The organism is Bradyrhizobium sp. BR 1433 (genome assembly GCF_051547665.1).
GTDB classification, from domain to species: domain Bacteria; phylum Pseudomonadota; class Alphaproteobacteria; order Rhizobiales; family Xanthobacteraceae; genus Bradyrhizobium; species Bradyrhizobium australafricanum.
Genome location: NZ_JBPUGG010000001.1, coordinates 2,630,381 through 2,656,990, shown reverse-complemented (window position 1 = coordinate 2,656,990; position 26,610 = coordinate 2,630,381). Strand labels below are relative to the sequence as shown.

The window sequence follows — 26,610 nt, the reverse complement described above, 5'->3', positions numbered from 1 at the left end:
CCCGTCATTTTCTTGTGACTGTTGCCGGCATGGTTTCACAAAACGCTGGCTTTGCCTACGACGTCGCCCGTGCGACGATAGTCGGGCTCGTGTGGAATGCTTGAGGCTCGGGATGAAGTTCGCTGTTATGATGTGCGCCGGCGCGCTGCTGCTCGCGGGGGAGCGGCGGCGCAAGAGGGGAGCAAGACCATTTCCAAGACCACGATCAGTTTCGCCACGGCGACGCCGGGTGGCGGCTTTCCGCTCTATGGCAATGCCTTCGCCGAGGTGATGAATGCGGCGGATCCGACGCTTTCGATCGAGCCGCGCAACACCAAGGGCTCCAATGAGAACATCCCGCTGCTCGAGGCCGGCAACGTCGATATCGCGACCGTGGCGGGCGAGCCGTCCTATGAAGCCTTCATGGGCATCGGCCGGCCGAAGGCCACGAAGCTGAAGATCCTCACCGCGATGTATTCGAGCCCGGGCATGTTCGTGGTGCGGGCCGACAGTCCCTACAAGACGATCCAGGACCTGGTCGGCCAGCCCGTCGCGTTCGGCGCCAAGGGCTCCGGCCTGCCGATCCTCTCGCGCTACATCCTCGACGGCATCGGGCTGAAGCAGGACGAGGACTTCAAGTCGATCTATCTCGATCGCGCCGGCGACGGGCCCGCGATGGTTGAGGATGGCCGCGCCGCCGCATTGTGGGGCGCCGGCATCGGCTGGCCCGGCTTCACCAAGATGGCCGAGAGCGCCACCGGCGCGCGCTTCATCGCGCCGACCGCGGACGAGATCGCCCGCATCCGCGCCAAGCACACGTTCCTCAAGCCGCTGACGATCCCCGCCGGCAGCTATCCGAAGCAGACCGCGGCAATCTCTTCGGTCGGCTCCTGGAGCTACATCCTGGTGCGCGAGACCTTGCCCGACGACGTCGCCTACCGGCTGGCGAAAACGCTGCACGGCATCGAAGCGACCTTCTGCACGAAGCTCGCCCAGGCGTGCGAGACCACGGCGGCGAACACGCTCGCCGCCGCGCCTGATATCAACCTGATCCACCCCGGCGTGCTCAAATATTTCCGCGAGATCGGGGTGGCGAAATGACCTCTGCATGGACGCGCTATCGCGCAGAGGTCATTCCGGGACGCACGAAGCGCGAACCCGGAATCTCGAGATTCCGGGTTCGATGCTGACGCATCGCCCCGGAATGACGACCTTCGGTCGTCATTTCTTCGCCATCGCGCAGGTCGGGTCCGGCGGGCCGAACGCGTCCTCGCCCGAGATCTTGGCCAGGATCTTGTAATAGTCCCACGGATATTTCGACTCGGCCGGGGTCTTGACCTGCACGAGCCAGAGGTCGTGCACCATCAGATTGTCCTCGCGCAGCTTGCCGTTGCGGGCGAAGAAATCCTCGACCGGCTTCTCGCGCATCTTGGCCGCGACCTTGAGCGGATCGTCGGTGCCGGCATCCTTGATCGCGTTCAGATAGGCGGTCACGGAGGAGTAGACGCCGGCCTGCCACATCGTCGGCATCCGGTTCATCTTGGCGAAATAGCGCTTCGACCACTCGCGGGTCTTGTCGTCCATGTCCCAGTAGAACGAGGTGGTCAGCAGCAGGCCCTGCGCGGCCGACAGCCCGATCGAGTGGATGTCGGTGATCAGCGCCAGCAGCGCCGCCATCTGCTGCCCGCCGGCGAAGACGCCGAACTCGGCGGCGGTCTTGATCTCGTTGGTGTTGTTGGGCGGTCCGCCGGCAATGCCGATGATCTTGGCCTTCGAGGCCTGCGCCTGCAGGATGAAGGACGACAGATCGGGCGTCGCAAACGGCGGCCGCACCGCGCCGAGCACCTTGCCGCCGTTCTTGGTCACGATCGCTGAGGCGTCCTTCTCCAGCGAGTGGCCGAACGCATAATCGTCGGTAATGAAGAACCAGCTGTCGCCGCCGCGCTTCACCACCTCCTGCGCGGTGCCGACCGCGAGCGCCCTGGTGTCGAATACCCACTGTATCGCGTAGGGCGAGCAGAACTTGCCGTGGAAATCGGTCGCGCCGGTCGAATGCGTGATGAAAAGCTTCTTCTTCTCGTTGGCCATGTTCTGCACCGCGAGCCCGACCGCCGAAACCGGCACGTCGACGATGAGGTCGACCTGATCGACGTCATACCAGCGTCGCGCGATGGTCGCGCCGATATCCGGCTTGAGCTGGTGATCGCCGACGATCACCGAGATTGGCTTGCCGAGCACCTTGCCGCCGAAATCGTCGACGGCCATCTGCGCGGCGGTGACCGAGCCCTGGCCGGTCGGCGTCGAGGCGGGGCCGTTCATGTCGGTCAGCACGCCGATCTTGACGATGTCGTCGGATACCTGCGCCGATACGCTCGGGGAGGCCAGCAGCGCGGCTGCGAGCGTCCCGAACATGGCTAGTCTGGTGGCCTTCATTCTGTCTCCCTCCTGAATTGGCGCATTGGCCATTATTGGTTGTGCCGGGCCTTCGGGGACCCGGTCATATTGGTTTCTTTTGCAACTATATTGGGGACCGCGTCAACGCGCCATCGGTCTAATGACGCAGCCCCGGTCGGGCGAGAGGCAGTTTCTTTCGGGGCCGATTCAGTCCATAGCGGGCCATGGTCACCGCCCAGCGCCTTCCGCCTTCGCTCACCCCGCTCGATGCGGCACTGGCTGCCGTGCTGCGCGACGTCGGGCCGGTCCAGCCGATCGCGTTGCCGCCGGCCGACGCCTTGCGCTGCATTGCAGCCGAGATGCCGGCCTTGCGCGCCTACCCGCCGCACGATGTCGCGGTCAGCGACGGGTGGGCGATGCGCGCCAATGACCTGGTCGGCGCGTCTTCCTATGCGCCGTTGCCGCTGGCCGAACCACCGGTCTGGGTGGCGGCAGGCGCCGCGATGCCTGATGGCACCGACTGCGTGGTCGATGCCGATGCCGTCGATACCTCCGGTCCGCTTGCGCAGGTGCTCGCCGAAGCCATCCCGGGCAGGGTGTCAGGCGCGCCGGCAGCGACATCGCCGTCGGGCGCACCGTGATCGCAGCAGGGGAGCCGCTGCTGCCGCGCGGCCTGCTGCTCGCGCGCGCGGCCGGACTGCAGATGTTGCGCGTGCGACGGCCGCGGCTTCGCATCGTCAACGTCGCCAATGGTGAGCTGACCGCACAACTGATCGCTGACACCGCGCGCCTCGCGGGCGCTGAGGTCGTCGGCATCGAGGCGGCACCCGATGTGGCGGCGATTGCAAACGCACTCGAACCAGACGGCTGCGATTTGATGATCACGATCGGCGGCACCGGCGTTGGTCACACCGATGCCGCGGTGAATGCGCTGGCAACGCGTGGCGCACTGATCGCGCACGGCATTGCCCTGCAACCGGGGCGCACCGCAGCGGTCGGCCGTATCCACACAACGCCGGTCGTCGCCTTGCCGGGCGCGCCGGATCAGGCTTTCGCGGCCTGGTGGGCGATTGCGCTTCCCCTGCTCGACCGCCTGTCGGGCCGGCGCGCGCGCAAAACACTGGCGCTGCCGCTGGAACGCAAGATCGCCTCCGGCGTCGGCGTTGCCGAGGTCGTGCTGCTGATACGCGAGCAAGGTTCCTGGGCGGCGCTTGCGACCGGCGACCTGTCGCTCGATGCCATCGTGCGCGCCGAAGCCCTGCTGATCGTGCCCGGCGCTGCCGAGGGCTTCGCTGCGGGCGCGGTTGTCGATGCCTATATGTTGCGGGAGTGAGTTCCCGAGATGAACAACACGTTCACGCCGAAACCCAACCCGTCCGTCGAGCAGGACCAGTTCCTGACCATCCTGTCGCGCGAGGAGGCGCTCGCGCGCTTCGAGGCGGCGCTGTTCCCGCGCCAATTGCCGTCCGAGAAACGGCTGCTCGCCGATGCGCTCGGCCGTGCGCTGGCGGAGGACGTGGTGGCGCCGATCGACGTGCCGCCATTCGATCGCTCCAATGTCGACGGCTTTGCCGTGCGCTCGGCCGATCTGGTGCGCGCCGGCGAGGCCGCGCCGGTGCAGCTCGCGCTGAACGACGAGACGATTTCGTGCGGGACTGCGCCCACCCTGCCGGTGCTCCCGGGTACTGCAACTGCGATCGCGACCGGCGGTCCGGTACCGCGCGGCGCTGATGCCATCGTGATGGTCGAGCACACCCAGCTCGCCGGCCACGGCACCATCGAGGTGCGGCGTGCGGCATCGCCCGGCCAGTTCGTGTCCTATGCCGGCTCCGACATCGCGCGCGGCGAGGCACTGCTGCGCGCCGGAACGATGATCGGGTCGCGCGAGATCGGCATGCTCGCGGCCTGCGGCATCGCCGAGGTTGCGGTGACGCGCCGTCCGCGGGTCGCGATCCTCTCGACCGGCGATGAACTGGTGCAGCCGGGCGAGAAGCTGCGGCCGGCCGCGATCTACGACACCAATGGTGCGATCGTCACGGCGGCGATTGCCGAGAATGGCGGCGGCGCGTCGTTCCTTGGCGCGATCGCCGACAACGAGGCGATGCTCGAGGCCGCGATGCGCAAGGCGCTGGCGGACAGCGACATGCTGGTGCTGTCGGGCGGCACCTCCAAGGGCGCGGGCGACGTCTCGCACCGGATCATCGCGCGCCTCGGCAAGCCCGGCATCATCGCGCATGGCGTGGCGCTGAAGCCAGGCAAGCCGCTGTGCCTTGCGGTGTGCGACGGCAAGCCGGTGGTCATCCTGCCGGGCTTTCCGACCTCGGCGATGTTCACCTTCCACGACATGATCGTGCCGGTGCTGCGGCGGATGGCCGGGCTGCCGCCGCGATCGGATGCCAAGGTGGCGGCGAAGGTGCCGGTGCGCATCGCCTCCGAGCTCGGGCGTACCGAGTTCGTGATGGTGTCGCTGGTCGAGGGCGCCGACGGCCTGATCGCCTATCCCGGCGGCAAGGGTTCCGGCGCGATCACGTCGTTTGCGCAGGCCGACGGCTTCCTGAAGATCGAGGCGCTGGCCGACCAGTTGCCGGCCGGCAGCGAGGCCGAGGTGACGCTGTTCACTCCGCATGCGCGGGTGCCCGATCTCGTCATCGTCGGCAGCCATTGCACCGGGCTCGATCTCGTCACCGCGCCGCTGGCGCATGCCGGTCTCATGGTGCGCTCGATCGCGGTCGGCAGCCTCGGTGGGCTCGCTGCCGCCAAGCGCGACGAATGCGATCTCGCCCCGATCCATTTGTTCGACGACAAGACCGAGACCTACAACACGCCGTATCTGGCCGACGGGCTCGAGCTGGTGCCGGGCTGGCGGCGCATGCAGGGCATCGTGTTTCGCAAGGATGACACACGCTTTGCCGGCTTGAGCGCAGAGCAGGCGGTGCGCGCCGCGCTCGCCGATCCCGCCTGCATCATGGTCAACCGCAACCAGGGCGCCGGCACCCGCATCCTGATCGATCGCTTGCTGGCGGGCCGCCGGCCCGACGGTTACTGGAATCAGCCCCGCTCGCACAATGCGGTTGCGGCCGCGGTGGCGCAGCACCGCGCCGACTGGGGCATGACCATCGCGCCGATCGCCGATGCGTCGGGACTCGGCTTCATACCGCTCGCCGAAGAGCATTATGACTTCGCATTGGTGACGGCGCGCAAGCAGCGGCCCGCGGTGCAGGCCTTTCTCGACGCACTGGCGTCGGATGAAGGGCGGGCTGCATTGACGAAGGCGGGGTTCAGGCCGGCGTAGCCGGTGTGCCGCTCTGCCGCACCATCACAGCTGTCGTCCCTGCGAAAGCAGGAACCCATACGCCGCGGCGGGCGTTACAGGCGGGCCTCGCCGTTCCAGCATCGCGTAACAATTTGCGTTTGTGGTTATGGGTCCCTGCTTTCGCAGGGACGACACTGAATTTGTTGCGCTAGCTGTGAGTCAAAACATCCGCATTCTCGCGACATTCGGGGACTTCCTGATGCGGTGTGCCGAAGGCACCCTGATCACTCGCTCAGCTTGCGGTCCAGGAAGTCGACGTAGGAATTGTCCGGGTCCAGTTTGACGGCCAGGCGAAGCGCGGCCCGGGCGGCGGACTTGTCGCCGTCGGCCGTGGCCTTGTGCTCGTCCAGGATCGCATTGGCCACCGTGCGCGCGGTGTCGAGACGGGCCTCGTCGATGGAACGGTCGGCAAGATAGGCTTCCACCGGCTCGCGGAGGCGCTTCAGTTCGTCCACGCTGACCGAACCCAGCGGATACCAGTTGTAATATTCGAGACGCGGCCGATCATCCGTGAGGGTCGGCACATCCCCGACAAAGGCCGCGAGTTTTTCATCGGCGGCGATGAATGTCGCCAGGAAATCCTCGGGCGAGCCGAGGCCGTTCGCCGTCAGGTCTTCAGCCGCCGCGGGCTTCGACATGCGCATGGCGAGCTCGTGCGGATCGATGTTCAACGGTTCATCGGAGGCGATCGCCACGCCTTCCATTCTGGACGGCAGCCACAGCGAGACATGCCTGAACTGGCCCATCATGGCCTTGAGTATCATCTTCGGAAGAATGCCGCGGTTGAAATCCAGCGGCACCCATTGCGCGAGAACGGCGCCGGGACGCATCTTCTGCTTTGCCAGCGCATAGAATTCCTCCGTGTAGAGGTTGATGACGCCGGCATCATGGGGCGGTGGCGGCTCGAGCGTGATGACGTCAAATGTCTCCTTGGTCCCCAGCAGGAAGTGGCGCCCGTCCGCGACGATCTGATGGACCTTGGGATTTTGATAGAATTGCTTGTTGATCGGCACGAAGTGGGGCGCGAATTCGAACACCGTTGATGCCAGATCGACCGCGTCGATGGATTGCAATTCTTCATGGGTGCTCACCGCTCCCACCGTGGTTCCGGTCCCGATGCAAATGACGACAGCCGTTTCAACCGGGCCCTGGTGCAGCAGAACGGGATAGTGCCCCATCGCGGCCATGTAGCGTCTGCCCTCGGGACGGTTGTTGGCATAGCTCTTCGAATTCACCACCAACTGCTGATAGGTGCCCGCCGCCTTCTCGCGATACTCGACCACCGCAAACGTCGCTTGCCGGGTTTCCCGCAACTCGAGCACATTGGCGCCTTCGATCGCGGTCAGGACCCGCTCCAGATAGTGCGGGGTGAAGAGCAGCAGCGCTACGGCGATGACGCTCGCGGCGATCGTCCCCTGCCGCCACAGGCTCCTTTCTCTCACAAGATCCGGCTGCGACACGGTGGTCGCGACGAAGAGCAGGACGTTCACGGCAATCAGCGCGGTGAGCGCGCCCTGGCTGCCCAGATACGGGATCAGCAGAAAGCCCGCCGCCAGCGAGCCCACGACGCCGCCAATCGTGTTCAAGGCGTAGAGCGTGCCGATCCTGCGGCCCAGCGCGCTCATCTGCATCACGGTCAGTTCGCTGGCCAGGGGAAAGCTGATGCCGATCAGCGTCGTCGGCAGCAACAGCGCAACAGCGCAGACCAGGAAGAATGAAACGTCACCCCCCAACAGCTCCTGCACCGGGACTGGAAGCAGGCCCGATACGATGGGAGACAGCGCTACTCCCATGGTCCGCGCCTTGCCGAGCATTCCGACGGTCAGCGTGGCTGCAACCGCGATCAGCAGCTGCGTCACGGCGAAGTATCGCAGCAATTGATCCTTGCGGGGGGCGAGCAGCCTGGCGCAGATCAGGGCGCCGATCACGAGCCCCAGCAGGTAAACGCCGAGCATGCCCGAGAACGCGTAGACGCTCGAGGTGCTGACATTGGTCAGGAATCGAAACCAGACCACCTCATAGGCGATCGATACAAAACCGGAGCACGCGAAAATCCAGATCAGGACCGACGTCCTGCCACTCGCGGTCGCGGCGGTTTGCACCGGCGCCTGTGCCGCGACCGGCAAGAGCGGGCTTGCGCCGCGCGCAACGAACAGGGCCACAACGCCGACGCAGACATACAGCGCTGCCGCAACCAGGCTCGATCCCGCGATGCCCCAAAGGCCCATCAGCACAAAGCCGACCGCCAGGGTGCCGATGGCGGCGCCCAGGGTGTTGAACCCGTAGAGCAGACCGATCCGATTGGCGAGGTCGGTTTGTGTGCGGGTCAGGAATTTCACCAGGAAGGGCAGGGTCGCGCCCATCAACATCGTCGGCAGCGACAGAATGGCGAGCGACACGGCGACCATGAGAGGCAGCCGGAAGGGAGACTCCAGGTCGAGCATCGGTGACAGCCAGCCCACCCATGTCGGCCAATGCGACAGGAATGCGGTGACCGCGAGAGAAACGAGGGCGAGGGCAAGTTCGAGCAACCCGTAGATTTTCAGGGGGCGGCTGACGGTGTCGGCGATCCGGCCTCCCAGGGTGCTGCCCAGCGAGAGGCCGAAAAAGAAGCTTGCCACCGTGACGCTGACGGAGACGGTCGCGCTTCCCAGCACGAATTGCAGTTGCTTGAACCAGAGAACCTGCAGGATCAGCGATGCCGCGCCCGATGCCAGAAAGATCGCCGTGACCAGAACCCGGTTTTTCAGGCTTACGGCGTCTCGAACGTTACCACGATTGCGCACTGGACCGGTCTCCCGTTGAACGGGAGAACAGGTACGGCAAATGCTCTTAATATTGCCTTATGGCGAAGCGGCGCTGCGAGGCAGCCGGATCGCGTTGAGATTGCTCGGAAAATTGCCGTTTGGCGGATGCTTGCCGAGGCCGAGCGATCGCACTGCGAGCGGGCCTTTTGCGTTGCCGATCCAGCTCAGTGCCGCATGGCCGTCTCCACGAACTCCAGCACGGAGCGCGGGACCTCTTCGTATTCGACGAAACGGCGCCGAAGCTCGTCGGCAATGTCGGTCGTGACGTCGCGCGACCATCCTTCGTTGGTATTGAAGGCCACGATGCGGACCGGGCGGCTGTACTGGTCGTCCAGCAGGCGGCGGATCAGCGTTTTCCGGTCAGTGCCTTCTTCGTCGGTTTCGCTCCAGGCACGGCCCAGTCGGCCAAAATCGTTCAGCACCAGATAGGTGTCATGATCGATTGAATGCGGCACAATCGAAGGCGAGCGAGGCATACATAGTCCTCCATGGTGCACATTATCGTGTTCCAATCGCCCTGCGTATTGGAAATTTCGAGGTAAATCCGCTGGATAGCGGGATCGCGCGTGACGTGAGCGGGGGCTGCAACATGCATTGGAGCAAACCGTCCCGTCGCTGGTTATCTCTCATCACCGACAAGGGCCCTGTTGTGGATGTCGGTGGTTGAGCGACCGATGGGGCTCCCACCCGCTCGAGGAGCGGAGCGATGTTAAGAAGGCTTCGTTTTAGAAATACAACGCTGGAAGAAGTGCTGGCAGTCGATACGCAGCGGCCGCGGAAGAGGCTGCGGATGCGTGACCAGCCCCCGAGAGAGAGCCGATCGGCAAGACTTGCCAAGCCGGGGCGGCCGGTCAGTCAACGAACCGACTGACCCTGCGGGATAGCGAGCCGAGCCCGACTTGCGCGGCGGCCCGTGAACGGGTTCGCCGATTGCGGCGACCAATCGATCATGGCATTCGACACCGTCAATTTTCGCAAGATCGCCGCGCTCGTCGCGGCGGCCGGCACCTTGTTCTGGCTCTACACCTTCTACGCCATCGCCCATGTGCCGCCTGGCGACGGTACCGGCTTCCAGTGGCTGGCGGTGTTTCCGCTCGGCTTAGTGTTCGGCCTGTTCTTCCTGCCGGCCTGGCTGCTCGTCGCCATCGGCCGATTGCCGAGATTCACCGCGGCGCTTGGGGTCTGTGGCCTGATCGCGTTCGCGGTGCTGTGGGCGCAACTGCTGCAGGAGTTTCCGAGGGCAGCCCTCTAGCGCGCCAGCCCATCCTCATCCGCCGGCGAGCCTGGCATGACATTGCTCCAAGGCTGATATAAGCAGCGTTGGGCGCAAGTCGCGGCTTTCCGCCATCACGGCTGGTCCCCGGCCATCCATGTCGGGCGGAACCGCAGGCGTGGATGTCCTAACGATTGGTATGTCTTCGGAGACGCGTATGAAAGTGATTGGCCTCGCGGGCTGGAGCGGTGCCGGCAAGACCACCCTGCTGTCGCGGGTGATCCCCTGCCTGCTGGGCCGCGGCCTGCGCGTCTCCGTGATCAAGCACGCCCACCATGAATTCGATGTCGACCTGCCCGGCAAGGACTCTTGGGTGCACCGGCAGTCCGGTGCGACCGAGGTGCTGGTGTCCTCGACGCGGCGCTGGGCGCTGATGCACGAGCTGCGCGGCGCCGATGAGCCGCGGCTGCCGGAGCTGCTCGCCAAGATGGCGCAGGTCGATCTGGTCGTGGTCGAAGGCTTCAAGCGCGAGCCGGTCAACAAGATCGAGGTGTACCGCGCCGCCAACGGCAAGCCGCTGCTGTTTCCCGACGACCCGCGCGTGGTCGGGATTGCCAGCGATGTCGCCGTTGCAACCACGCTGCCGGTCGCGCATCTCGACGACATCGAGGACGTTGCCGAATTGATGCTGCGCGCCGCGATTCCCGTCGACGACGTGCTCGCGTCGGCTCCGGCCGAAGGCTGACGTGGACGGGGAGGCGGCGTTGACGATGCAGGACGGCTTCGCCATGGTCGAACCATGACAACGACGAAGCTCGATCTCACCGGCCTGAAATGCCCGCTGCCGGCGCTGAAGACGCGCAAGGCCCTCCGGAGCGTGACGGCGGGAGATTTCCTCGAGGTGCACTGCACCGATCCGCTTTCGGTGATCGATATCCCGGCCCTCATCCAGGAGACCGGCGACAAGGTCGAGATCACCGAACGAAGCGACGCCCGGATCGTTTTCTTGATCGAGAAGATCAATGGAGCGATAGGCAATTCGAATGCTGCGTTGCCGCGTACGCGCTAGATGCAGCTTGATATCTACCTTTTGCCTATCGACACCTATTTTCCATTCTGCGCGAATTGATAATGTCCGCCGGGTTGTGGTGATGGCGTTGTGCTCGAGTGTGGGCGCATCGACGGACAACGACTGGGCCCGTGCCCAGATCACGGGCTGCACGGCCGGGCATATCCGGTCGTATTGGGGGTTAGCATTTCCGGAATGTGCGTGGTTGGTCCCGACGCATTGAGGAAATGTGCGGAGCTGCCGGCTGACGCTGGCCGCAATGGGCTGAGACGGGATCGAAGATGCAGATGCGCCTGTCGTAATGGCGGCTGCAGGGGAGGTGTCAATGACCACAGTGAGCAGCGCCGGACGCGTATCCGCGACAGGCGCAGGTTTCCTCGACAAGGAACATACAATCGCGACCGCCGGCTTCAACCGCTGGCTGGTGCCGCCGGCCGCGCTCTGCATCCATCTGTGCATCGGCATGGCTTACGGCTTCTCGGTGTTCTGGCTGCCGCTGTCGCGCGCGATCGGCCTGACCGCGCCGAAGGCGTGCCCCGACATCTCGCTGGTGCAGGAGCTGTTCACCACCACCTGCGACTGGAAGGTCGCGAGCCTCGGGTGGATGTACACGCTGTTCTTCGTGCTGCTCGGCGTCTCCGCCGCGATCTGGGGCGGCTGGCTCGAGAAGGTCGGTCCGCGCAAGGCCGGCTTCGTCGCGGCGCTGTGCTGGGCCGGCGGTCTCGTGATCGGCGCGCTCGGCGTCTACACGCACCAGCTCTGGCTGATGTGGCTCGGCTCCGGCGTGATCGGCGGCGTCGGCCTCGGCCTCGGCTACATCTCGCCGGTGTCGACGCTGGTGAAATGGTTCCCCGACCGGCGCGGCATGGCGACCGGCATGGCGATCATGGGCTTCGGCGGCGGCGCGATGATCGGCGCCCCGCTCGCCGACAGGCTGATGAACTACTTCAAGACCCCGACCTCGGTCGGCGTCTGGGAGACCTTCCTCGCCATGGGCGCGATCTATTTCGTGTTCATGATGATCGGCGCGTTCCGCTATCGCATCCCGCCGGCCGGCTGGCAGCCCGAAGGCTGGACGCCGCCGACGAAGGCCAACGCGATGATCTCGAGCAAGCACGTCCATCTCGACAACGCGCACAAGACGCCGCAATTCTGGCTGATCTGGTGGGTGCTCTGCCTGAACGTGTCGGCGGGCATCGGCGTGATCGGCATGGCCTCGCCGATGCTGCAGGAGATCTTCGCGGGCAAGCTGATCGGCCTGCCCAATGTCGGCTTCAACCAGCTCGATGCCGGACAGAAGGCGCAGATCGCGGCGATCGCGGCCGGCTTTGCCGGATTGCTGTCGCTGTTCAACATCGGCGGCCGCTTCTTCTGGGCGTCGCTGTCGGACAAGATCGGCCGCAAGAACACCTACTACACGTTCTTCATCCTTGGCATCGCGCTCTACGCGCTGGCGCCGACCTTCGCCGCGATGGGATCGAAGCTGTTGTTCGTGCTCGGCTTCGGCATCATCCTGTCGATGTATGGCGGCGGCTTCGCCACCGTGCCGGCCTATCTCGCCGACATGTTCGGCACCCAGTTCGTCGGCGCCATCCACGGACGTCTGCTGACGGCATGGTCGACCGCCGGCATCATCGGTCCTGTCGTGGTGAACTACATCCGCGAGTTCGAGCTTGCCGCCGGCGTGCCGCGCGACCAGCTCTACAACACCACGATGTACATCCTGTGCGCCATGCTGATCGCGGGCCTGATCTGCAACTACCTGATCAAGCCGGTCGATTCGAAATGGCATATGAGCGACGCCGAGGTCGCCAAGCTGCAGGATGCGAGCGCCAGCGCCGCGGCGGCCGGACCGCACGGTTCCTACGGGATCGGGTTCGGCGGGCTCGACGCCAAGGCGGCGCTGTTCTGGCTGTTCGTCGGCATTCCGCTGGCGTGGGGCGTCTACATGACGCTGCTCAGCGCGGTCAAAATCCTCTGATCGCAGTTCATGCCGCGCGCGGGCCATCTGGCATCCTGCGCGCGGCTTGAAAGCGTTTTCGAGCGAAGTGGATGCCGGTTCGCGTGAAGAAGACGCGTCAAACAAGAAGCTCTACGCCGTTCAAATCAACAGATAATAAGGGACATTTCAGTCATGTTTCGTACCGCAAGCTGTCTTGTGGCCGCCTTGCTTCTCGCCGGCTCGCTGCACACCGCGTCAGCCCAGACCACCGAGGTCAAGCCGTCGAAGGTCAAGCTCACTATGCAGAAGCTGAAGGACATGAAGGCGAAGTGGAAGGCCAACAAGCCAAAGCTGAAGGTCTGCCGCGCCGAGGTGAAGTCGAAGGGCCTGACCGGCGACGACCGCTGGTTCTACATCGAAGAATGCATGGGCAAGAGCTGAGCGACACCGCTCCGTTATCTGCAACGCAAGAGGGCGTGACGGCGATCGCTGTCACGCCCTCTTGTTGCGTTTGAGACGCGATCACTCCGCGGCGGCGGGCGTCGTCTTGGCGGCCTCCAGCGCCGCTGCGATCGCCTCGTCGACCCGCTCGAGCCAGATGAACTCCAGCTTGGCGCGGGCGCCGGCGGGGATGTCGTCGAAGTCGCGCTTGTTGCGCGCCGGCAGCATCACCCGGGTCAGGCCGGCGGCCGCGGCCGCGACCACCTTCTCCTTGATGCCGCCGACCGGCAGCACGAGGCCGCGCAGCGAGATCTCGCCGGTCATCGCGGTGTCGCTGCGTACCGTGCGATCGGTCAGGAGCGAGGTGAGGGCGGTGAACATTGCAACGCCCGCGCTCGGGCCGTCCTTCGGCGTCGCGCCGGCGGGAACGTGGACGTGGATGTCACTCTTCTCGAACACGCCGGGATCGATGCCGAGCTGGGACGCCCGGCTCTTCACCAGGGTCAGCGCGGCCTGCACGCTCTCGCGCATCACCTCGCCGAGCTGGCCGGTGAGGATCAGCGCGCCGCGGCCCGGCGTGCGCGATGCTTCGATGAAAAGGATGTCGCCGCCGACCGGGGTCCAGGCCAGCCCGGTGGCAACGCCCGGGATGCTGGTGCGCATCGCGATCTCGTTCTCGAACCTCGGCTGGCCGAGCAGCGACACGATATCCTTCGGCGCAATGGTGACGTGGCTAGTGCTGCCCTCGGCGATCTGCACCGCGACGTTGCGCAGCACCTTGCCGATCTCGCGCTCTAGGTTGCGCACGCCGGCCTCGCGGGTGTAGCTGCGGATGATCAGCCGCAGCGCATCCGGATCGATCTCGACCTGCTCGGCCTTGATCCCGTTGGCCTCGAGCTGGCGCCGCACCAGATACCGCTTGGCGATCTCGAGCTTCTCGTCCTCGGTGTAGCCGGCGAGGCTGATCAGCTCCATGCGGTCGAGCAGCGGCCCGGGGACGCCGTCGAGCATGTTGGCGGTGGCGATGAAGACGACGCGCGAGAGGTCGAACGGCACGCCGAGATAATTGTCGCGGAAGGTGCCGTTCTGCTCGGGGTCGAGCACTTCGAGCATCGCGGCCGACGGATCGCCCTGGATGCCGCGGCCCATCTTGTCGATCTCATCCAGCATCATCACGCAATTGCGCGCGCCGGCTTTCTTGATCGCCTGGATGATGTTGCCGGGCAGCGCCCCGATATAGGTGCGGCGATGGCCGCGGATCTCGGCCTCGTCATGCACGCCGCCGAGCGAGACGCGGACGAACGGCCGCGCCATCGCGCGCGCGATCGATTGGCCGAGTGACGTCTTGCCGACGCCGGGCGGCCCGAGGAAGCACAGGATCGGCGCCTTGCCGCCGGGCGCGAGCTTGCGCACCGCGAGATATTCGATGATGCGGCTCTTGATCTTCTCGAGGCCATAATGGTCCTGGTCGAGGATCTTGCGCGCCTCCGCGATGTCGATCGGCTTCTCCTCCGGAATGCTCCAGGGCAGGTCGATCAGCCAGTCGAGATAGCTGCGCACCATGCCGGATTCGGCCGCGGCCTCCGGCATCCGCTCGTAGCGGCGCAGTTCCTTCTGCGCCTGGCTTTCGGCCTCCGGCGGCATCTTGGCCTCCACGATCGCCTTGGTCAGCTCGGTGACTTCCGCAGCCTTGCCGTCGCCTTCGCCGAGCTGGCGCTGGATCGTCGCCATCTGCTCGCGCAGGATCGCCTCGCGCTGCCGCTCGTCGAACACGGCCTTGGTCTTCTGCCCGATCTCCTGGCTCAGCCGCAGTACCTCGATGCGCTCGGCGAGGTGACGCGACACCTTGTCCATCCGCGCCACGAGATCGATGGTTTCCAGGATGTCCTGCTTCTCCGAGGGCTTGATGTCCATGTAGGACGTCGCAAGGTCGGCAAGGGTTGCCGGCGAGGTGGTGCCCTGCAGTGCGGCGATCAGCTCCTGCGGCACTTGCGGCAGCAATTGCGCGGCCTCCAGCGCCTGGCGCTGCAGATTGAGGAAGCGCGCCTCGATCTCGGGCGAGGTGGTGGTCGGCTCCGGGATTTGCAGCACGCGGGCCGCGAGGAACGGAGTGCCGGGCAGATAGTCGAGCACGCGCATGCGCTGCACGCCCTGGCAGACCAGATGGTGGGTGTCGTCGGCGCCGGTGATGTAGCGCACGATGTTGGCTGTTGTGCCGACGCGGTACAGCCCGTCGGGGCCGGGATCGTTGGTCTCGGGATCGCGCTGCAGCAGGATGCCGATCGGCCGCTGCTCGCGCACCGCCTGCTGGGCCGCGGCAATCGAGGTCGCGCGGGCGATCGTGATCGGAATGATGACATCCGGAAACAGCACGGTGTTGCGCACCGGGACGATGATCAGCGCGTCGCTCGGGATCGGCGTCGAAGTCGATGCTGGGCTTGAAACGTCTGAGGCAGCCATGTCGAAATCCTTTAGCTCGACTTTCCGAGCCGCAGGCCGACGCAACCATGCGCGGCAAAGCGGCTGATGGTGTAGCGGCCGGTCGGCAGCGCGATGCGGCGCTCGAACCGGCCCTGCGGCAGTTCGAGGCGCAGGATGCGGGCGTTGCGGAGTTCAGGGGCAGGGTGCGGCGGCCGGAGATCACCAGCGTGCCGCCGTCGAGCGCGGCCTCGACCTCGTCGGGATCGACCCCCGGCAACGCGACCAGGATCAGGATCTCATCCTCGGTCTCGATCACGTCGGTCGGCGGTTCCCAGCTCGGCTCGGTGCTTCCCGCGCGCGGGTGCAAATTGAGGAAGCTCTGGTGCAACCGTTCGGCGCGGGCGAGCGCCTCGATCGCATCCGACAGCATCCAGTTGATCTGATCCTTGGGCCGCATGGGCACTCTCCACGTCGCATTGGGAGGCGAGGTTACCGGTCTTGCCGCCGACCGTAAACCGGCCCCTCGCGCGGCTGATCGAGGGTAAAATTGTCCGAAATCTCGCGATTTGCGGCATGACCGCGATGCACGGACCGCAGCCGGACGCTTATGCCGCGGCTATGCGACAGGGCTGCGGCTGCTCTCGAATTCCTACGGCCTTCCCCGCATCTTTTGCCGTGATGCGGCGCGCTCGCGCGCGCCGCCAAACGGGAAGGTGGCACATGACCTTGCTCCATTACCACGATGCCCGGCCGCACGGTTCGGCCGGCGCCGTGCCCTTGATGCTGCGGCGGGCCGTCAGGCGGATCGGCCTCGTCTTCAGGACTGTTCACCGCGCGATCGCCGCCGCCAAGATTCATCGGCTCCGCAATGAGCTGCTGCTGCATCGTGGCCACGAGGATTGGGCGCGGACCAACCTCAACGTCAGCATGCTCGGCGGCGACGCCGAGAGATATCCGCGGGCGCCGGTCGTGCTCGGCGAGAAGTGGGACTACTGAGATGCGCACAGTTTCGTTCATCGCTGCCCTGCCGCGCCGCGCCGCAGAAGGGCTGCTTGCATTCCTCGCCTGGATCGGCGAGGAGCCGATCAGCGGCTACCGGCCCGAGGCGCATTACATGCGCGGTCCAGGGCCTGCGTGGCGGGCCAAGCATCGCGGGAGTTAAGGCCCCGAACCCATCCGCGTCATTGCGAGGAGCATAGCGACGAAGCAATCCATATCTCCGCAGATGGCGCGATGGATTGCTTCGCTTCGCTCGCAATGACGTGGAGAGGCCGCGGCGCCTACGAGACCCCCGATCCCGAGCGCGCCGACCTTGAGCGACCGTCGTTTCTGCTCCCAAACCAGTTCACGTCGCTTCACGTCGCGGCGCCAGATGATCGAGCAGGTTCATCGGGAGCGGGAACACCACGGTCGAGGAGCGCTCGCCGGCAATGTCGTGCAGCGCCGCGAAGTAGCGCAGCTGCATCGCCTGCGGCTCCTGGGCGAGGATCCGGCCGGCCTCGACCAGCTTCTCGGCGGCCTGCTGCTCGCCCATCGCGTTGATCACCTTGGCGCGCCGCAGCCGCTCCGCCTCGGCCTGCTTGGCGATCGCCCGCACCATCGTCTCATTGAGATCGATATCCTTGATCTCGACCCCGGTGACCTTGATGCCCCAGACGTCGGTCTGCCTGTCGAGGGTCTCCTGGATATCGGCGTTCAGCTTGTCGCGCTCCGCCAGCATCTCGTCGAGCTCGTGCTTGCCGAGCACCGAGCGCAGCGTGGTCTGCGCAAGCTGGCTGGTCGCAGCCATGTAGTCGCTGACCTTGATGATGGCGCGCTCGGGATCGACGATGCGGAAGTAGAGCACGGCGTTGACCTTGACCGAGACGTTGTCGCGCGAAATCACGTCCTGCGGCGGCACCACCTGCACCACCACCCTGAGATCTACCTTCACCAGCTGCTGCACCACCGGAATCAGGATGATGAGCCCCGGACCCTTCACCCCGGTGAAGCGGCCGAGCGTGAAAATGACGCCGCGCTCGTATTCGCGCAGCACGCGCACGGCCTGGGTCAGGAATACGATGATCAGCAGCGCGATCGCCGCATAGGTGAAATAATCAAGCATCATGCTGTACCTCCTTCGCCGGGGGAGGCCGGCGCGCGCCGTACCACCAGCGTCAAATCGATGATGTTGGCGACCTCGACCGTGTCTCCCGCCGTGAATGTCTCGGTGCTGCGCGCTTGCCAGCGTTCGCCGTTGGTGAAGACGTGACCCGTGGTCTCGGACCAGTCGAGCACCTCGGCCGATAGCCCGCGCATGGCTTGCGCACCGATCCGCACCGGGCCCTTGCGCGCGCGGCGGAGCGCGCCGAGCACGACGAGAATGAGCCCCGTGAACATCGCGGCGACGATGCCGATGACCGGCCATGACAGCCGGTAACCGGGCGCCTCGATCCGAAACAGCATGGCTGCTCCAAGCACGAAGGCGACTATTCCTCCGAGGCCGATCACGACGGTCGGGTTGAAGGCTTCGATTGCGAGCAGCGCGATCCCGACCAGCATCAGGGCGAAGCCCGCGTAGTTGATCGGCAGCATGTTGAGTGCGTACAGACCGAGCAGCAGGCAGATCGTCCCGACAACCCCGGGCGCCACGGCACCGGGCGACATGAACTCGAAGATCAGGCCGTAGATGCCGACCATCAGGAGAATGAATGCGATGTTGGGGTCGGTGATGACCGCGAGCGCGCGCGCGATCCAGGTGGGATCGATGGCCTCGATCGCGGTGTCCGTGGTCGCCAGGCGTTGCGTCTTGCCGCCGGGAAGCTCGATGGTCCGGCCATCGACCTGCCTGAGCAGGTCGGCCGGATCGCGCGCGGTGAGATCGATGACGTTGGCCTGCAGCGCTGCGTTGGCGGAGAGGGTGGCGGCATCGCGCACCGCCTTCTCGGCCCAGTCGGCATTGCGGCCACGCAATTCGGCGAGGCTGCGGATGAAGGCAACGGCATCATTCGTCACCTTCGCCGTCATGGCATCCTTGGTTTCGGACGGATGGCCGCCGTCCTTCTGGTCCTTGCCGCCCTTGTCCGGGGTGCTGCCCGGCAGCCCCGGTATCGGGCCGCCGATCTGCACCGGCGTCGCGGCGCCGATATTGGTGCCGGGCGCCATGGCCGCGAGATGGGTCGCATAGAGGATATAGGTCCCGGCGCTCGCGGCATGGGCGCCGGATGGCGCAACGTAGCCGACCACGGGAACGGGCGAGGCCAGCACGTCGGCGATGATCTCACGCATGCTGGTGCTGAGGCCGCCCGGCGTATTCAAACGCAGGATAACAACCTCGGCGTGGCGCTCGGCGGCCTTGGCCAGGCCGTCCTTGACGTAGCTGGCCGCTGCCGGCCCGATTGCCCCGTCGATTGAAATGGTCAGGGCAAGATGGCTGTTGTCCGCGGCCGGACCGGGACGGATGGAGATAACCAGAGCGACCAGGACGGTCGCAACAACGAGGGCCGCCTTGAAGGTGGTGTGCACGGCAAGCACTCCCTTGCCGTGGATATGGGGCGCCGTTTCGGAACCTCAAGTTGGCGCCGTGTCACGGGCACCGTGTGCTGATCGCATTGTGCATTGCGATGGGTTATGTCGGGTCGGCAAATCTCAATGCGCGGCTGCGAGGTACTCGTCGGCAAGCTCAGCCATCGCCTGCGAGACCTCGGCCTTTGCCGATCCGTTCAATTGCACGATCGGCAGTCGCGTCGTCGGCGGCATGAATCCCAGAAGCGCCAGCACGAACTTCAATGCGGCGGGATGCTCGCGCTCCAGCAAGGTCGCAAGCGGCACCAGCCGCTGGTGCAACTCCCGCGCCTGATACAACCGTCCCTCGCGGAAATGCCTGTGAACGGCCACGTACAGATCGGGCGCGACGTTCGTCACGACCGAGATGCAGCCATCGCCACCGGCGGCGAGCCAGGCCAGCGAGGAGGCGTCGTCGCCGGTCAGCATCCGGAATGCCGCCGGCAGGCGTGAGCGCAGGCGCGCCAGCCGGGCAACGTCACCGCTGCCGTCGCGCAAACCCACGAAGCGTGGCGGTGCGGCGAGCTCGAGCAGGGTCTCGTCGGCAAGGCCCTTCACCGTGCGCGACGGAATGTCGTGCAGGATGACAGGCAGCGTGGTGGCCGCGGCGACCGCGCGGAAATGCGCTGCCATGCCCTGTGGCATCGGCTTGTTGTAATAGGGCACGACCGACATGATGGCGTCGGCACCGGCCGCTTCCGCGGCCCGGGTGAATGTGACGGCGCGATCGGTCGCGTTCGATCCGGCGCCGGCGATGATGCGAACCCGCTTGCGCGCGACGCCGGCCGCGATCCGGACCAGCTGCGCACGTTCCGCGGGCTCCAGCGTCGCGCTTTCACCTGCGGTCTCGCCGACCACCAGCGCGGTGGCGCCGGCCGCGATCTGGCGCTCGCACAGCCGGCCGAACGCCTCCGCGTCGATCTCGCTCCGATGGTTGAAGGGGGTCGGAAGATCGGGGATGAAGCCCGTCAGCCATCCGGCCGTGTCGGCTTTCGCAGCCGTTTGCCAGGTCATGTTTGTCAAGTCATGGGTGGCTCACGCCACGCGGATTGCGGGGAAGCTCGCGGTCTCGCCGCGCATATCGAGCTCGATCTCACGCGACAGCTCGACGATCATTTCAGGATGCTGGCCGTTCTCGAACAGCGCGTATTTGACGGCCTGGGCGCGGTTGACGAACAGGCCGCCATAGAGGCGGTTCTGTTGCTGGGCGACCCACTGGCCGCGATGGTTGCGGCCGATGAAGACGACGGTGGACGCGGCGCTACACGAGGGAGGTTCGACGAGTTTCACGGTGGTGGTCCTTCTTTTTGTTTCTGACGCGTTTTCCTCGCGCGAACCGGTATCCGGCTCGCTCGAAAACGCTTCAGTCACGGTCACGCGATCAATGTCTGATTTGCGGGATATGAAATCGAGCGCGAAGGACGACCGACTTCATAGGAGCGGCATAGGATTTGTGGGGATGGTCTAGAGGCGCTGGACGATGCCGGTGCCGAGCGCGCACAGCGCGACATAGGCGGTCATCTCGTCCCAGTGATTGAGGTTTGCGGCAAACGGTATTTCGCGCTTGGCGATCCCGGCGAAGGCACAGATCACGGCCGACATCCACAACAGCGTGACGAGGCCCTTGCCGAAGCCGGCGCCGGCGAACACGGCAAAGCCGATCATGATGGCGAGCCGGAAGCCGAACCGGACCATGACCTGGACCGACTGCAGCTGCCGCGGCAGTTGTTTGGTGTCCACGGCCGCGCCGCCGTCAGTCGATATTGTCGACGAACAGCGGCTCGTACAGCGCGCGCGTGTCGCGACGGACGGTCGGCACGCTGGTTCGGCTATCGGGCGTCGAGGTGCGCTGCGCCTCCACGAAGGCGCTGAGGATCGCGAGTGCAAGATCGGTGTGGTGGGTCTCGATCGACTGGTCGAGCCAGTCCGGCAGCTCGCGTTCGCGCGACAACGCACAGTGCCACTCGCCCTCGTCATAGACCAGGCGGCGGATCTGCCATTGCGGCAGTTCCAGATCGAGCAGCGCGATCGCGGCGTCGGTCCAGGCGCCCGACTGGATCAGCCGCTCGACCCGGCGGGTCTTGCCGCTCTCTCCGACCGAGGGAAAGCGCCGGCAGGTCTGGCTGATGATGTCGGCCATGAATTCGGCTGTCACCGCATAGGCGTCGCGCAGCCGTTCGCCGAGATCGATGGAGGTGTTCTGGGAAAGCACTGACATGGCGTCATCTCGTCTTGCGCGGCCCAGGGTATTGGCCGCAAGCCAAAAATGGCCGGACCGCCATTTGAAAACGAGATGAGGCGGGGGACGGAGATATCGGGATTCCATAAAGACCAAGCTGTCGTCCTGGCGAAAGCCAGGGGACCCATTACCACCGAATCTGCTTGTGAGATGAGGTTGGGGCCCCAGCCATCGCAAAACTCGGCCCTGTAGTTATGGGTCCCGGCCTTCGCCGGGACGACGGCTGCGCAGCTCGTGGCACTTATCAGGATTCCTATAACGTCCTTACTCGCCACCTCTCGAAAACCTATGCCCCGGATGGCACCTCACGGCCATCCGGCGCGGGACGCCTATGCAATGGCCCGCGCCCTGTGACGCATAGGAGTCTCACATGATGGACATTCTCATGGCGGCGCTTGCGATCGGCTTCTTCGCGGCCGGCATCGGCTACGCCTACGCCTGCGAACGGCTGTAACGGAGGCGGCGATGATCTTCGATTACTCGCTCGCCGGCCTCGTCTCGCTCGGCCTGCTGTTCTACCTCACTTACGCATTGCTGCGGCCCGAACGCTTCTAGGCGGCCCGCGATGTCAGCGCTTTGCACAATTCTGTTAGCCGACGCGATGTTGACCGGGCTGTTGCTCGGCTTGTTCGCGTCGATGCTGCGCTTCGCTCCCATTCGAAAGGTTTGACGCAATGACCGTCATCGGCTGGATTCAAATTATTCTATTCTGCGCGATCGTTGCCGCGCTGGTCAAACCGCTCGGCTGGTACATGACCCGCGTGTTCAACGGCGAGCGCACCTTCCTGTCGCCCGTGCTGCGCCCGGTCGAGCGCGGCATCTACTGGGTCGGCGGCGTCGACGAGCGGCGCGAGCAGCACTGGCTGACCTATACGGTCGCCATGCTGCTGTTCCATGTCGGCGGCTTCGCCATCATCTACGGCCTGATGCGGCTGCAGGCAGTGCTGCCGTTCAACCCGGCCGGGCAATCGGCGGTCGCTGAGGACCTCTCCTTCAACACCGCGATCTCCTTCATCACCAACACCAACTGGCAGAACTACGGCGGCGAGAGCACGCTGTCCTATCTGGTCCAGATGGTCGGCCTGACCCACCAGAACTTCCTGTCGGCGGCGACCGGCATCGCGCTGGCGATGGCGCTGATCCGCGGCTTCACCCGCTCGTCGATGCGCACCGTCGGCAATTTCTGGGTCGATGTCACGCGCTGCACGCTTTACGTGCTGCTGCCGATCTGCGTCGTCTACGCGCTGTTCCTGGTCTGGCAGGGCATGCCGCAGACGCTTCATCCCTATGTCGACGCCACCACGCTGGAGGGCGGCAAGCAGACCATCGCGCTCGGGCCGGTGGCCTCGCAGGTTGCGATCAAGATGCTCGGCACCAATGGCGGCGGCTTCTTCAACGCCAACGCCGCGCATCCGTTCGAGAATCCGACCGCGCTGTCGAACCTCGTGCAGATGGTCTCGATCTTCGCGCTCGGTGCCGCCATGACCAACGTGTTCGGCCGCATGGTCGGCAACGAGCGCCAGGGCTGGGCGATCTTCGCCGTGATGGGCATCCTGTTCGTCGCCGGCGTCACCGTCACCTACTGGGCGGAAGCCAACGGCACCTCGGCGCTGCACGCGCTCGGCCTCACCGGCGGCAACATGGAGGGCAAGGAGGTCCGCTTCGGCATCGTCGCGTCCTCGCTGTTCGCCGTCGTCACGACTGCGGCCTCCTGCGGCGCGGTCAATGCCATGCATGACAGCTTCACCGCGCTCGGCGGCATGATCCCGCTGATCAACATGCAGCTCGGCGAGGTCATCATCGGCGGCGTCGGCGCCGGCTTCTACGGCATGTTGCTGTTCGTCGTGCTGGCGATCTTCGTCGCCGGCCTGATGGTCGGCCGCACTCCGGAATATGTCGGCAAGAAGATCGAGGCGCGCGAGGTCAAGATGGCGATGCTCGCGATCCTGGTGCTGCCGCTGATGTATCTCGGCTGGACCGCGGTCGGCGTGGTACTGCCGTCGGCGGTGGCCTCGATGGCGAACTCCGGCCCGCACGGCTTCACCGAGGTGCTGTACGCGTTCACCTCGGCGACCGGCAACAACGGCTCGGCCTTCGCGGGCCTCACCGGCAACACCCTGTTCTACAATCTGACGCTCGCCTCCGCGATGTTCGTCGGCCGCTTCTTCATGATCGTGCCGGCGATGGCCATTGCAGGTTCGCTGGTCGAGAAGAAGTCGATCCCGGCCTCGGCGGGCACCTTCCCGACCACCGGCGGGTTGTTCGTCGGCCTCGTCATCGGCGTGATCCTGATCATCGGCGGTCTCACCTTCTTCCCGGCGCTGGCGCTCGGGCCGATCGTCGAGCACCTCGCCATGAACGCCAACACCCTGTTCTGATCGAATTGTCCGGAGTGACAACCATGGAAACCACAAGACTGCAAAAGCAGGTGACGGCGTCGACCATGTTCGACCCGAAGATCCTGGTGCCGGCGATCCGCTCGGCCTTCGTCAAGCTCGATCCCCGCCTGATGGCGAAGAACCCCGTGATGTTCGTGGTCGAGGTCGTGGCCGCGTTGACCACGGTGATCTTCGTCCGCGACCTCGTCACCGGCAGCGCCAATCTCGGCTTCACCTTCCAGATTATCCTCTGGCTCTGGTTCACGGTGCTGTTCGCCAACTTCGCCGAGGCCGTTGCCGAAGGCCGCGGCAAGGCGCAGGCGGAATCGCTGAAAAAGACCCGCACCGAGAGCCAGGCCAAGCTGCTCACCGGCACCGACCGGACCTATCGCATGGTGCCCGGCACCTCGCTGAAGGTCGGCGACGTCGTGCTGGTCGAGGCCGGCGACAACATCCCGTCCGACGGCGAGGTGATCGAAGGCGTGGCCTCGGTCAATGAAGCCGCGATCACGGGTGAATCCGCACCTGTGATCCGCGAGTCCGGCGGCGATCGTTCCGCGGTCACCGGCGGCACCCAGGTGCTGTCGGACTGGATCCGCGTCCGCATCACCGCAGCCCAGGGCTCGACCTTCATCGACCGCATGATCAGGCTGGTGGAGGGCGCCGAGCGGCAGAAGACGCCGAACGAGATCGCGCTCAACATCCTGCTGGCCGGCCTCACCATCATCTTCGTGTTCGCGACGGTGACGATCCCGAGCTATGCGGCCTATGCCGGCGGCTCGATTTCGGTCGTGGTGCTGGTGGCGCTGTTCGTGACGCTGATCCCGACCACGATCGGCGCGCTTCTGTCGGCGATCGGCATCGCCGGCATGGACCGCCTGGTGCGCTTCAACGTGCTGGCGATGTCTGGCCGCGCGGTGGAGGCTGCCGGCGACGTCGATACGCTGCTGCTGGACAAGACCGGCACCATCACGCTCGGCAACCGCCAGGCGACCGCATTCCGTCCGATCCGCGGCGTCGCCGAGCAGGACCTCGCCGACGCAGCGCAGCTTGCCTCGCTGGCCGACGAAACGCCGGAAGGCCGCTCGATCGTGGTGCTGGCCAAGGAGAAATACGGCATCCGCGGACGCGACATGCATGAGCTTGCCGCGACCTTCGTGCCGTTCACCGCGCAGACCCGCATGAGCGGCATCGATGCCGGCACGTCGTCGGTCCGCAAGGGCGCGGTGGACGCGATCCTTGCCTATGTCGACGGCGGCTCGCCCCGCACCGTCGCCTCGGGCAACACCGTCCGCGCGGTCGCGGCGACGATGAGCGCCGAAGCGCGCGAGATCCAGTCGATCGCCGACGAGATCGCCAAGGCCGGCGGCACGCCGCTGGCCGTCGCCAAGGACGGCAAGCTGCTCGGCGTCGTGCACCTGAAGGACATCGTCAAGGGCGGCATCCGCGAGCGCTTTGCCGAACTGCGCCGCATGGGCATCCGCACCGTGATGATCACTGGCGACAACCCGATGACCGCGGCCGCGATCGCGGCAGAGGCCGGCGTCGACGACTTCCTGGCGCAGGCAACCCCAGAGGACAAGCTCAAGCTGATCCGCGACGAGCAGTCCAAGGGGAAACTGGTCGCGATGTGCGGCGACGGCACCAACGATGCGCCGGCGCTCGCTCAGGCCGATGTCGGCGTCGCCATGAACACCGGCACGCAGGCCGCCCGCGAGGCCGGCAACATGGTCGACCTCGATTCCAACCCGACCAAGCTGATCGAGGTGGTCGAGATCGGCAAGCAGCTGCTGATGACCCGCGGCGCGCTGACCACGTTCTCGATCGCCAACGACGTCGCAAAATACTTTGCGATCATCCCCGCGATGTTCCTCGCGTTCTATCCGCAGCTCCAGGTGCTGAACGTCATGCATCTGGCGAGCCCGCAGAGCGCGATCCTGTCGGCGATCATCTTCAACGCGCTGATCATCATCGCGCTGATTCCCTTGGCGCTGAAGGGCGTCAAGTATCGCGCGGTCGGTGCCGGCGCGCTGCTCGGCCGCAACCTGATGATCTATGGCTTGGGGGGCATCATCATCCCGTTCATCGGCATCAAGGCGATCGACCTCGTCGTCGCCGCTTTGGGCCTGGCTTAACCACAGCGTCATTGCGAGGAGCGAAGCGACGAAGCAACCCATCCATCCGTTATGCCGATCCATGGATTGCTTCGCTTCGCTCGCAATGACGAAGGAGATTTAGGAGACCTGTCATGTTGAAAGAAATCCGCCCCGCCATCCTCGTGCTGGTCCTGCTGACCGCGATCACGGGCCTTGCCTATCCGCTCGCCATCACCGGCATCGCCGGCGTCATCTTCCCGCGGCAGGCGCAAGGCAGCCTGATCGAGCAGGACGGCAAGGTGATCGGCTCCGCCCTGATCGGGCAGGAGTTCAAGGAAGATAAATACTTCCATGGCCGGCCGTCAGCGACGGTCGCGCCCGATCCGAACAATTCCTCCAAGACGGTGCCGGCGCCCTACAACGCGGCGAACTCCGGCGGCTCCAACCTCGGCCCGACCAGCAAGGCGCTGAACGACCGGGTCAAGGAGGATGTCGATAAGCTGAAGGCGGAGAACCCGTCCGCCAGCGTGCCGGTCGATCTTGTGACCACGTCGGGCAGTGGGCTCGATCCGGACATCTCGCCGGACGCCGCGCTGTTCCAGGTGCCGCGGGTCGCCAAGGCGCGCAGCATGTCCGACGACGCGGTGCGCGAGCTGGTGACGCAGAACACGCAGGGCCGCTTCGCCGGCGTGATCGGCGAGCCCCGTGTTAACGTTCTTGCGCTCAACCTGGCGCTCGACGCGGCAAAGCCGAAATAGGGGAGTAGGCTGCCCCT

The 26,610-nt window shown here is 65.5% G+C and carries 23 protein-coding genes and 2 pseudogenes; 14 read left to right on the top strand and 11 right to left on the bottom strand.

The genetic code is table 11. The features are described 5' to 3' along the window. Positions 1-96: 96 nt before the first annotated feature. Positions 97-1,080: a TAXI family TRAP transporter solute-binding subunit gene (locus tag ACSKB9_RS13250; RefSeq protein WP_438073624.1), complete on the top strand. Its 984-nt coding sequence runs from the start codon at positions 97-99 to the stop codon at positions 1,078-1,080. 120 nt (positions 1,081-1,200) lie between these two features. Here ACSKB9_RS13250 and ACSKB9_RS13245 read toward each other — a convergent pair whose 3' ends face one another. Further along, positions 1,201-2,412: an ABC transporter substrate-binding protein gene (locus ACSKB9_RS13245; RefSeq protein ID WP_438073622.1), complete on the bottom strand. Its 1,212-nt coding sequence runs from the start codon at positions 2,410-2,412 to the stop codon at positions 1,201-1,203. A gap of 185 nt (positions 2,413-2,597) precedes the next feature. Between ACSKB9_RS13245 and ACSKB9_RS13240 the strand changes: the two are divergent. Beyond that, a pseudogene (locus ACSKB9_RS13240) lies at positions 2,598-3,706 on the top strand (molybdopterin-binding protein). Between the two features lie 9 nt (positions 3,707-3,715). Further along, a complete protein-coding gene (locus ACSKB9_RS13235) occupies positions 3,716-5,665 on the top strand; it encodes a molybdopterin biosynthesis protein (protein WP_438073620.1) in 1,950 nt (649 codons plus the stop codon). Positions 5,666-5,910: 245 nt separating this feature from the next. Here ACSKB9_RS13235 and ACSKB9_RS13230 read toward each other — a convergent pair whose 3' ends face one another. Next, positions 5,911-8,472, bottom strand: a complete 2,562-nt coding sequence (locus ACSKB9_RS13230; RefSeq protein WP_438073618.1) for a fused MFS/spermidine synthase — start codon at positions 8,470-8,472, stop codon at positions 5,911-5,913. A 185-nt stretch (positions 8,473-8,657) separates the two neighbouring features. Next, complete coding sequence (locus tag ACSKB9_RS13225; RefSeq protein ID WP_016847487.1) at positions 8,658-8,969, bottom strand: hypothetical protein; 312 nt, start codon at positions 8,967-8,969, stop codon at positions 8,658-8,660. Between the two features lie 437 nt (positions 8,970-9,406). Between ACSKB9_RS13225 and ACSKB9_RS13220 the strand changes: the two genes are divergently transcribed. The 5 genes from ACSKB9_RS13220 to ACSKB9_RS13200 all read left to right on the top strand — a co-directional run bounded on the left by ACSKB9_RS13220 (position 9,407) and on the right by ACSKB9_RS13200 (position 13,158). Then, the gene (locus ACSKB9_RS13220; RefSeq protein ID WP_438073616.1) at positions 9,407-9,745 is read left to right on the top strand and encodes a hypothetical protein; all 339 of its coding nucleotides are present in this window, start codon (positions 9,407-9,409) and stop codon (positions 9,743-9,745) included. A gap of 118 nt (positions 9,746-9,863) precedes the next feature. Next, positions 9,864-10,451, top strand: a complete 588-nt coding sequence (mobB, locus tag ACSKB9_RS13215) for a molybdopterin-guanine dinucleotide biosynthesis protein B (RefSeq protein ID WP_438073614.1) — start codon at positions 9,864-9,866, stop codon at positions 10,449-10,451. A 54-nt stretch (positions 10,452-10,505) separates the two neighbouring features. Continuing rightward, complete coding sequence (locus tag ACSKB9_RS13210; protein WP_057014863.1) at positions 10,506-10,775, top strand: sulfurtransferase TusA family protein; 270 nt, start codon at positions 10,506-10,508, stop codon at positions 10,773-10,775. A gap of 325 nt (positions 10,776-11,100) precedes the next feature. Further along, positions 11,101-12,756, top strand: coding sequence for an OFA family MFS transporter (locus ACSKB9_RS13205; protein ID WP_438073612.1), 1,656 nt, complete (start codon positions 11,101-11,103; stop codon positions 12,754-12,756). A gap of 153 nt (positions 12,757-12,909) precedes the next feature. Beyond that, positions 12,910-13,158 (top strand): hypothetical protein, encoded by a 249-nt coding sequence (locus ACSKB9_RS13200; protein WP_438073611.1) that lies wholly within the window; start codon positions 12,910-12,912, stop codon positions 13,156-13,158. An 81-nt stretch (positions 13,159-13,239) separates the two neighbouring features. Here the strand turns inward: ACSKB9_RS13200 and lon are convergent, their stop codons facing one another. Continuing rightward, positions 13,240-15,618 carry an endopeptidase La gene (gene lon / locus ACSKB9_RS13195; RefSeq protein ID WP_438073609.1) on the bottom strand — a complete coding sequence of 793 codons (2,379 nt, stop codon included), beginning with the start codon at positions 15,616-15,618 and terminating at the stop codon, positions 13,240-13,242. Positions 15,619-15,629: 11 nt separating this feature from the next. Beyond that, a pseudogene (locus tag ACSKB9_RS13190) lies at positions 15,630-16,036 on the bottom strand (Hsp20/alpha crystallin family protein). A 263-nt stretch (positions 16,037-16,299) separates the two neighbouring features. Here ACSKB9_RS13190 and ACSKB9_RS13185 point away from each other — a divergent pair. Then, positions 16,300-16,575, top strand: coding sequence for a hypothetical protein (locus tag ACSKB9_RS13185; RefSeq protein ID WP_438073607.1), 276 nt, complete (start codon positions 16,300-16,302; stop codon positions 16,573-16,575). Position 16,576: 1 nt separating this feature from the next. Continuing rightward, on the top strand, positions 16,577-16,741 hold the full coding sequence (locus tag ACSKB9_RS13180; RefSeq protein ID WP_438073605.1) for a hypothetical protein: 165 nt from the start codon (positions 16,577-16,579) through the stop codon (positions 16,739-16,741). 183 nt (positions 16,742-16,924) lie between these two features. Here ACSKB9_RS13180 and ACSKB9_RS13175 read toward each other — a convergent pair whose 3' ends face one another. From ACSKB9_RS13175 to ACSKB9_RS13150, 6 genes are all read right to left on the bottom strand, one after another. After that, positions 16,925-17,686 (bottom strand): slipin family protein, encoded by a 762-nt coding sequence (locus ACSKB9_RS13175; protein ID WP_028332707.1) that lies wholly within the window; start codon positions 17,684-17,686, stop codon positions 16,925-16,927. Beyond that, on the bottom strand, positions 17,683-19,092 hold the full coding sequence (locus tag ACSKB9_RS13170) for an NfeD family protein (protein WP_438073602.1): 1,410 nt from the start codon (positions 19,090-19,092) through the stop codon (positions 17,683-17,685). The genes ACSKB9_RS13175 and ACSKB9_RS13170 overlap by 4 nt, the downstream gene beginning before the upstream one ends. Before the next feature lie 114 nt (positions 19,093-19,206). Beyond that, complete coding sequence (gene dapA, locus ACSKB9_RS13165; protein ID WP_438073600.1) at positions 19,207-20,136, bottom strand: 4-hydroxy-tetrahydrodipicolinate synthase; 930 nt, start codon at positions 20,134-20,136, stop codon at positions 19,207-19,209. Between the two features lie 21 nt (positions 20,137-20,157). Next, the gene (locus ACSKB9_RS13160) at positions 20,158-20,412 is read right to left on the bottom strand and encodes a hypothetical protein (RefSeq protein ID WP_438073598.1); all 255 of its coding nucleotides are present in this window, start codon (positions 20,410-20,412) and stop codon (positions 20,158-20,160) included. Positions 20,413-20,586: 174 nt separating this feature from the next. Beyond that, on the bottom strand, positions 20,587-20,862 hold the full coding sequence (locus ACSKB9_RS13155) for a hypothetical protein (RefSeq protein ID WP_028342457.1): 276 nt from the start codon (positions 20,860-20,862) through the stop codon (positions 20,587-20,589). A 13-nt stretch (positions 20,863-20,875) separates the two neighbouring features. Then, positions 20,876-21,340 carry a hypothetical protein gene (locus tag ACSKB9_RS13150; RefSeq protein WP_438073596.1) on the bottom strand — a complete coding sequence of 155 codons (465 nt, stop codon included), beginning with the start codon at positions 21,338-21,340 and terminating at the stop codon, positions 20,876-20,878. Between the two features lie 486 nt (positions 21,341-21,826). On the opposite strand from ACSKB9_RS13150, the gene ACSKB9_RS13145 reads away from it, so the two are divergent. From ACSKB9_RS13145 to ACSKB9_RS13130, 4 genes are all read left to right on the top strand, one after another. Then, positions 21,827-21,916 (top strand): K(+)-transporting ATPase subunit F, encoded by a 90-nt coding sequence (locus tag ACSKB9_RS13145; RefSeq protein ID WP_016846764.1) that lies wholly within the window; start codon positions 21,827-21,829, stop codon positions 21,914-21,916. A gap of 119 nt (positions 21,917-22,035) precedes the next feature. Beyond that, complete coding sequence (kdpA, locus tag ACSKB9_RS13140; protein WP_438073593.1) at positions 22,036-23,739, top strand: potassium-transporting ATPase subunit KdpA; 1,704 nt, start codon at positions 22,036-22,038, stop codon at positions 23,737-23,739. 23 nt (positions 23,740-23,762) lie between these two features. Beyond that, the gene (kdpB, locus tag ACSKB9_RS13135; RefSeq protein ID WP_283069373.1) at positions 23,763-25,874 is read left to right on the top strand and encodes a potassium-transporting ATPase subunit KdpB; all 2,112 of its coding nucleotides are present in this window, start codon (positions 23,763-23,765) and stop codon (positions 25,872-25,874) included. Between the two features lie 113 nt (positions 25,875-25,987). Beyond that, positions 25,988-26,593 carry a K(+)-transporting ATPase subunit C gene (locus ACSKB9_RS13130; RefSeq protein WP_438073591.1) on the top strand — a complete coding sequence of 202 codons (606 nt, stop codon included), beginning with the start codon at positions 25,988-25,990 and terminating at the stop codon, positions 26,591-26,593. Positions 26,594-26,610 lie beyond the last annotated feature (17 nt).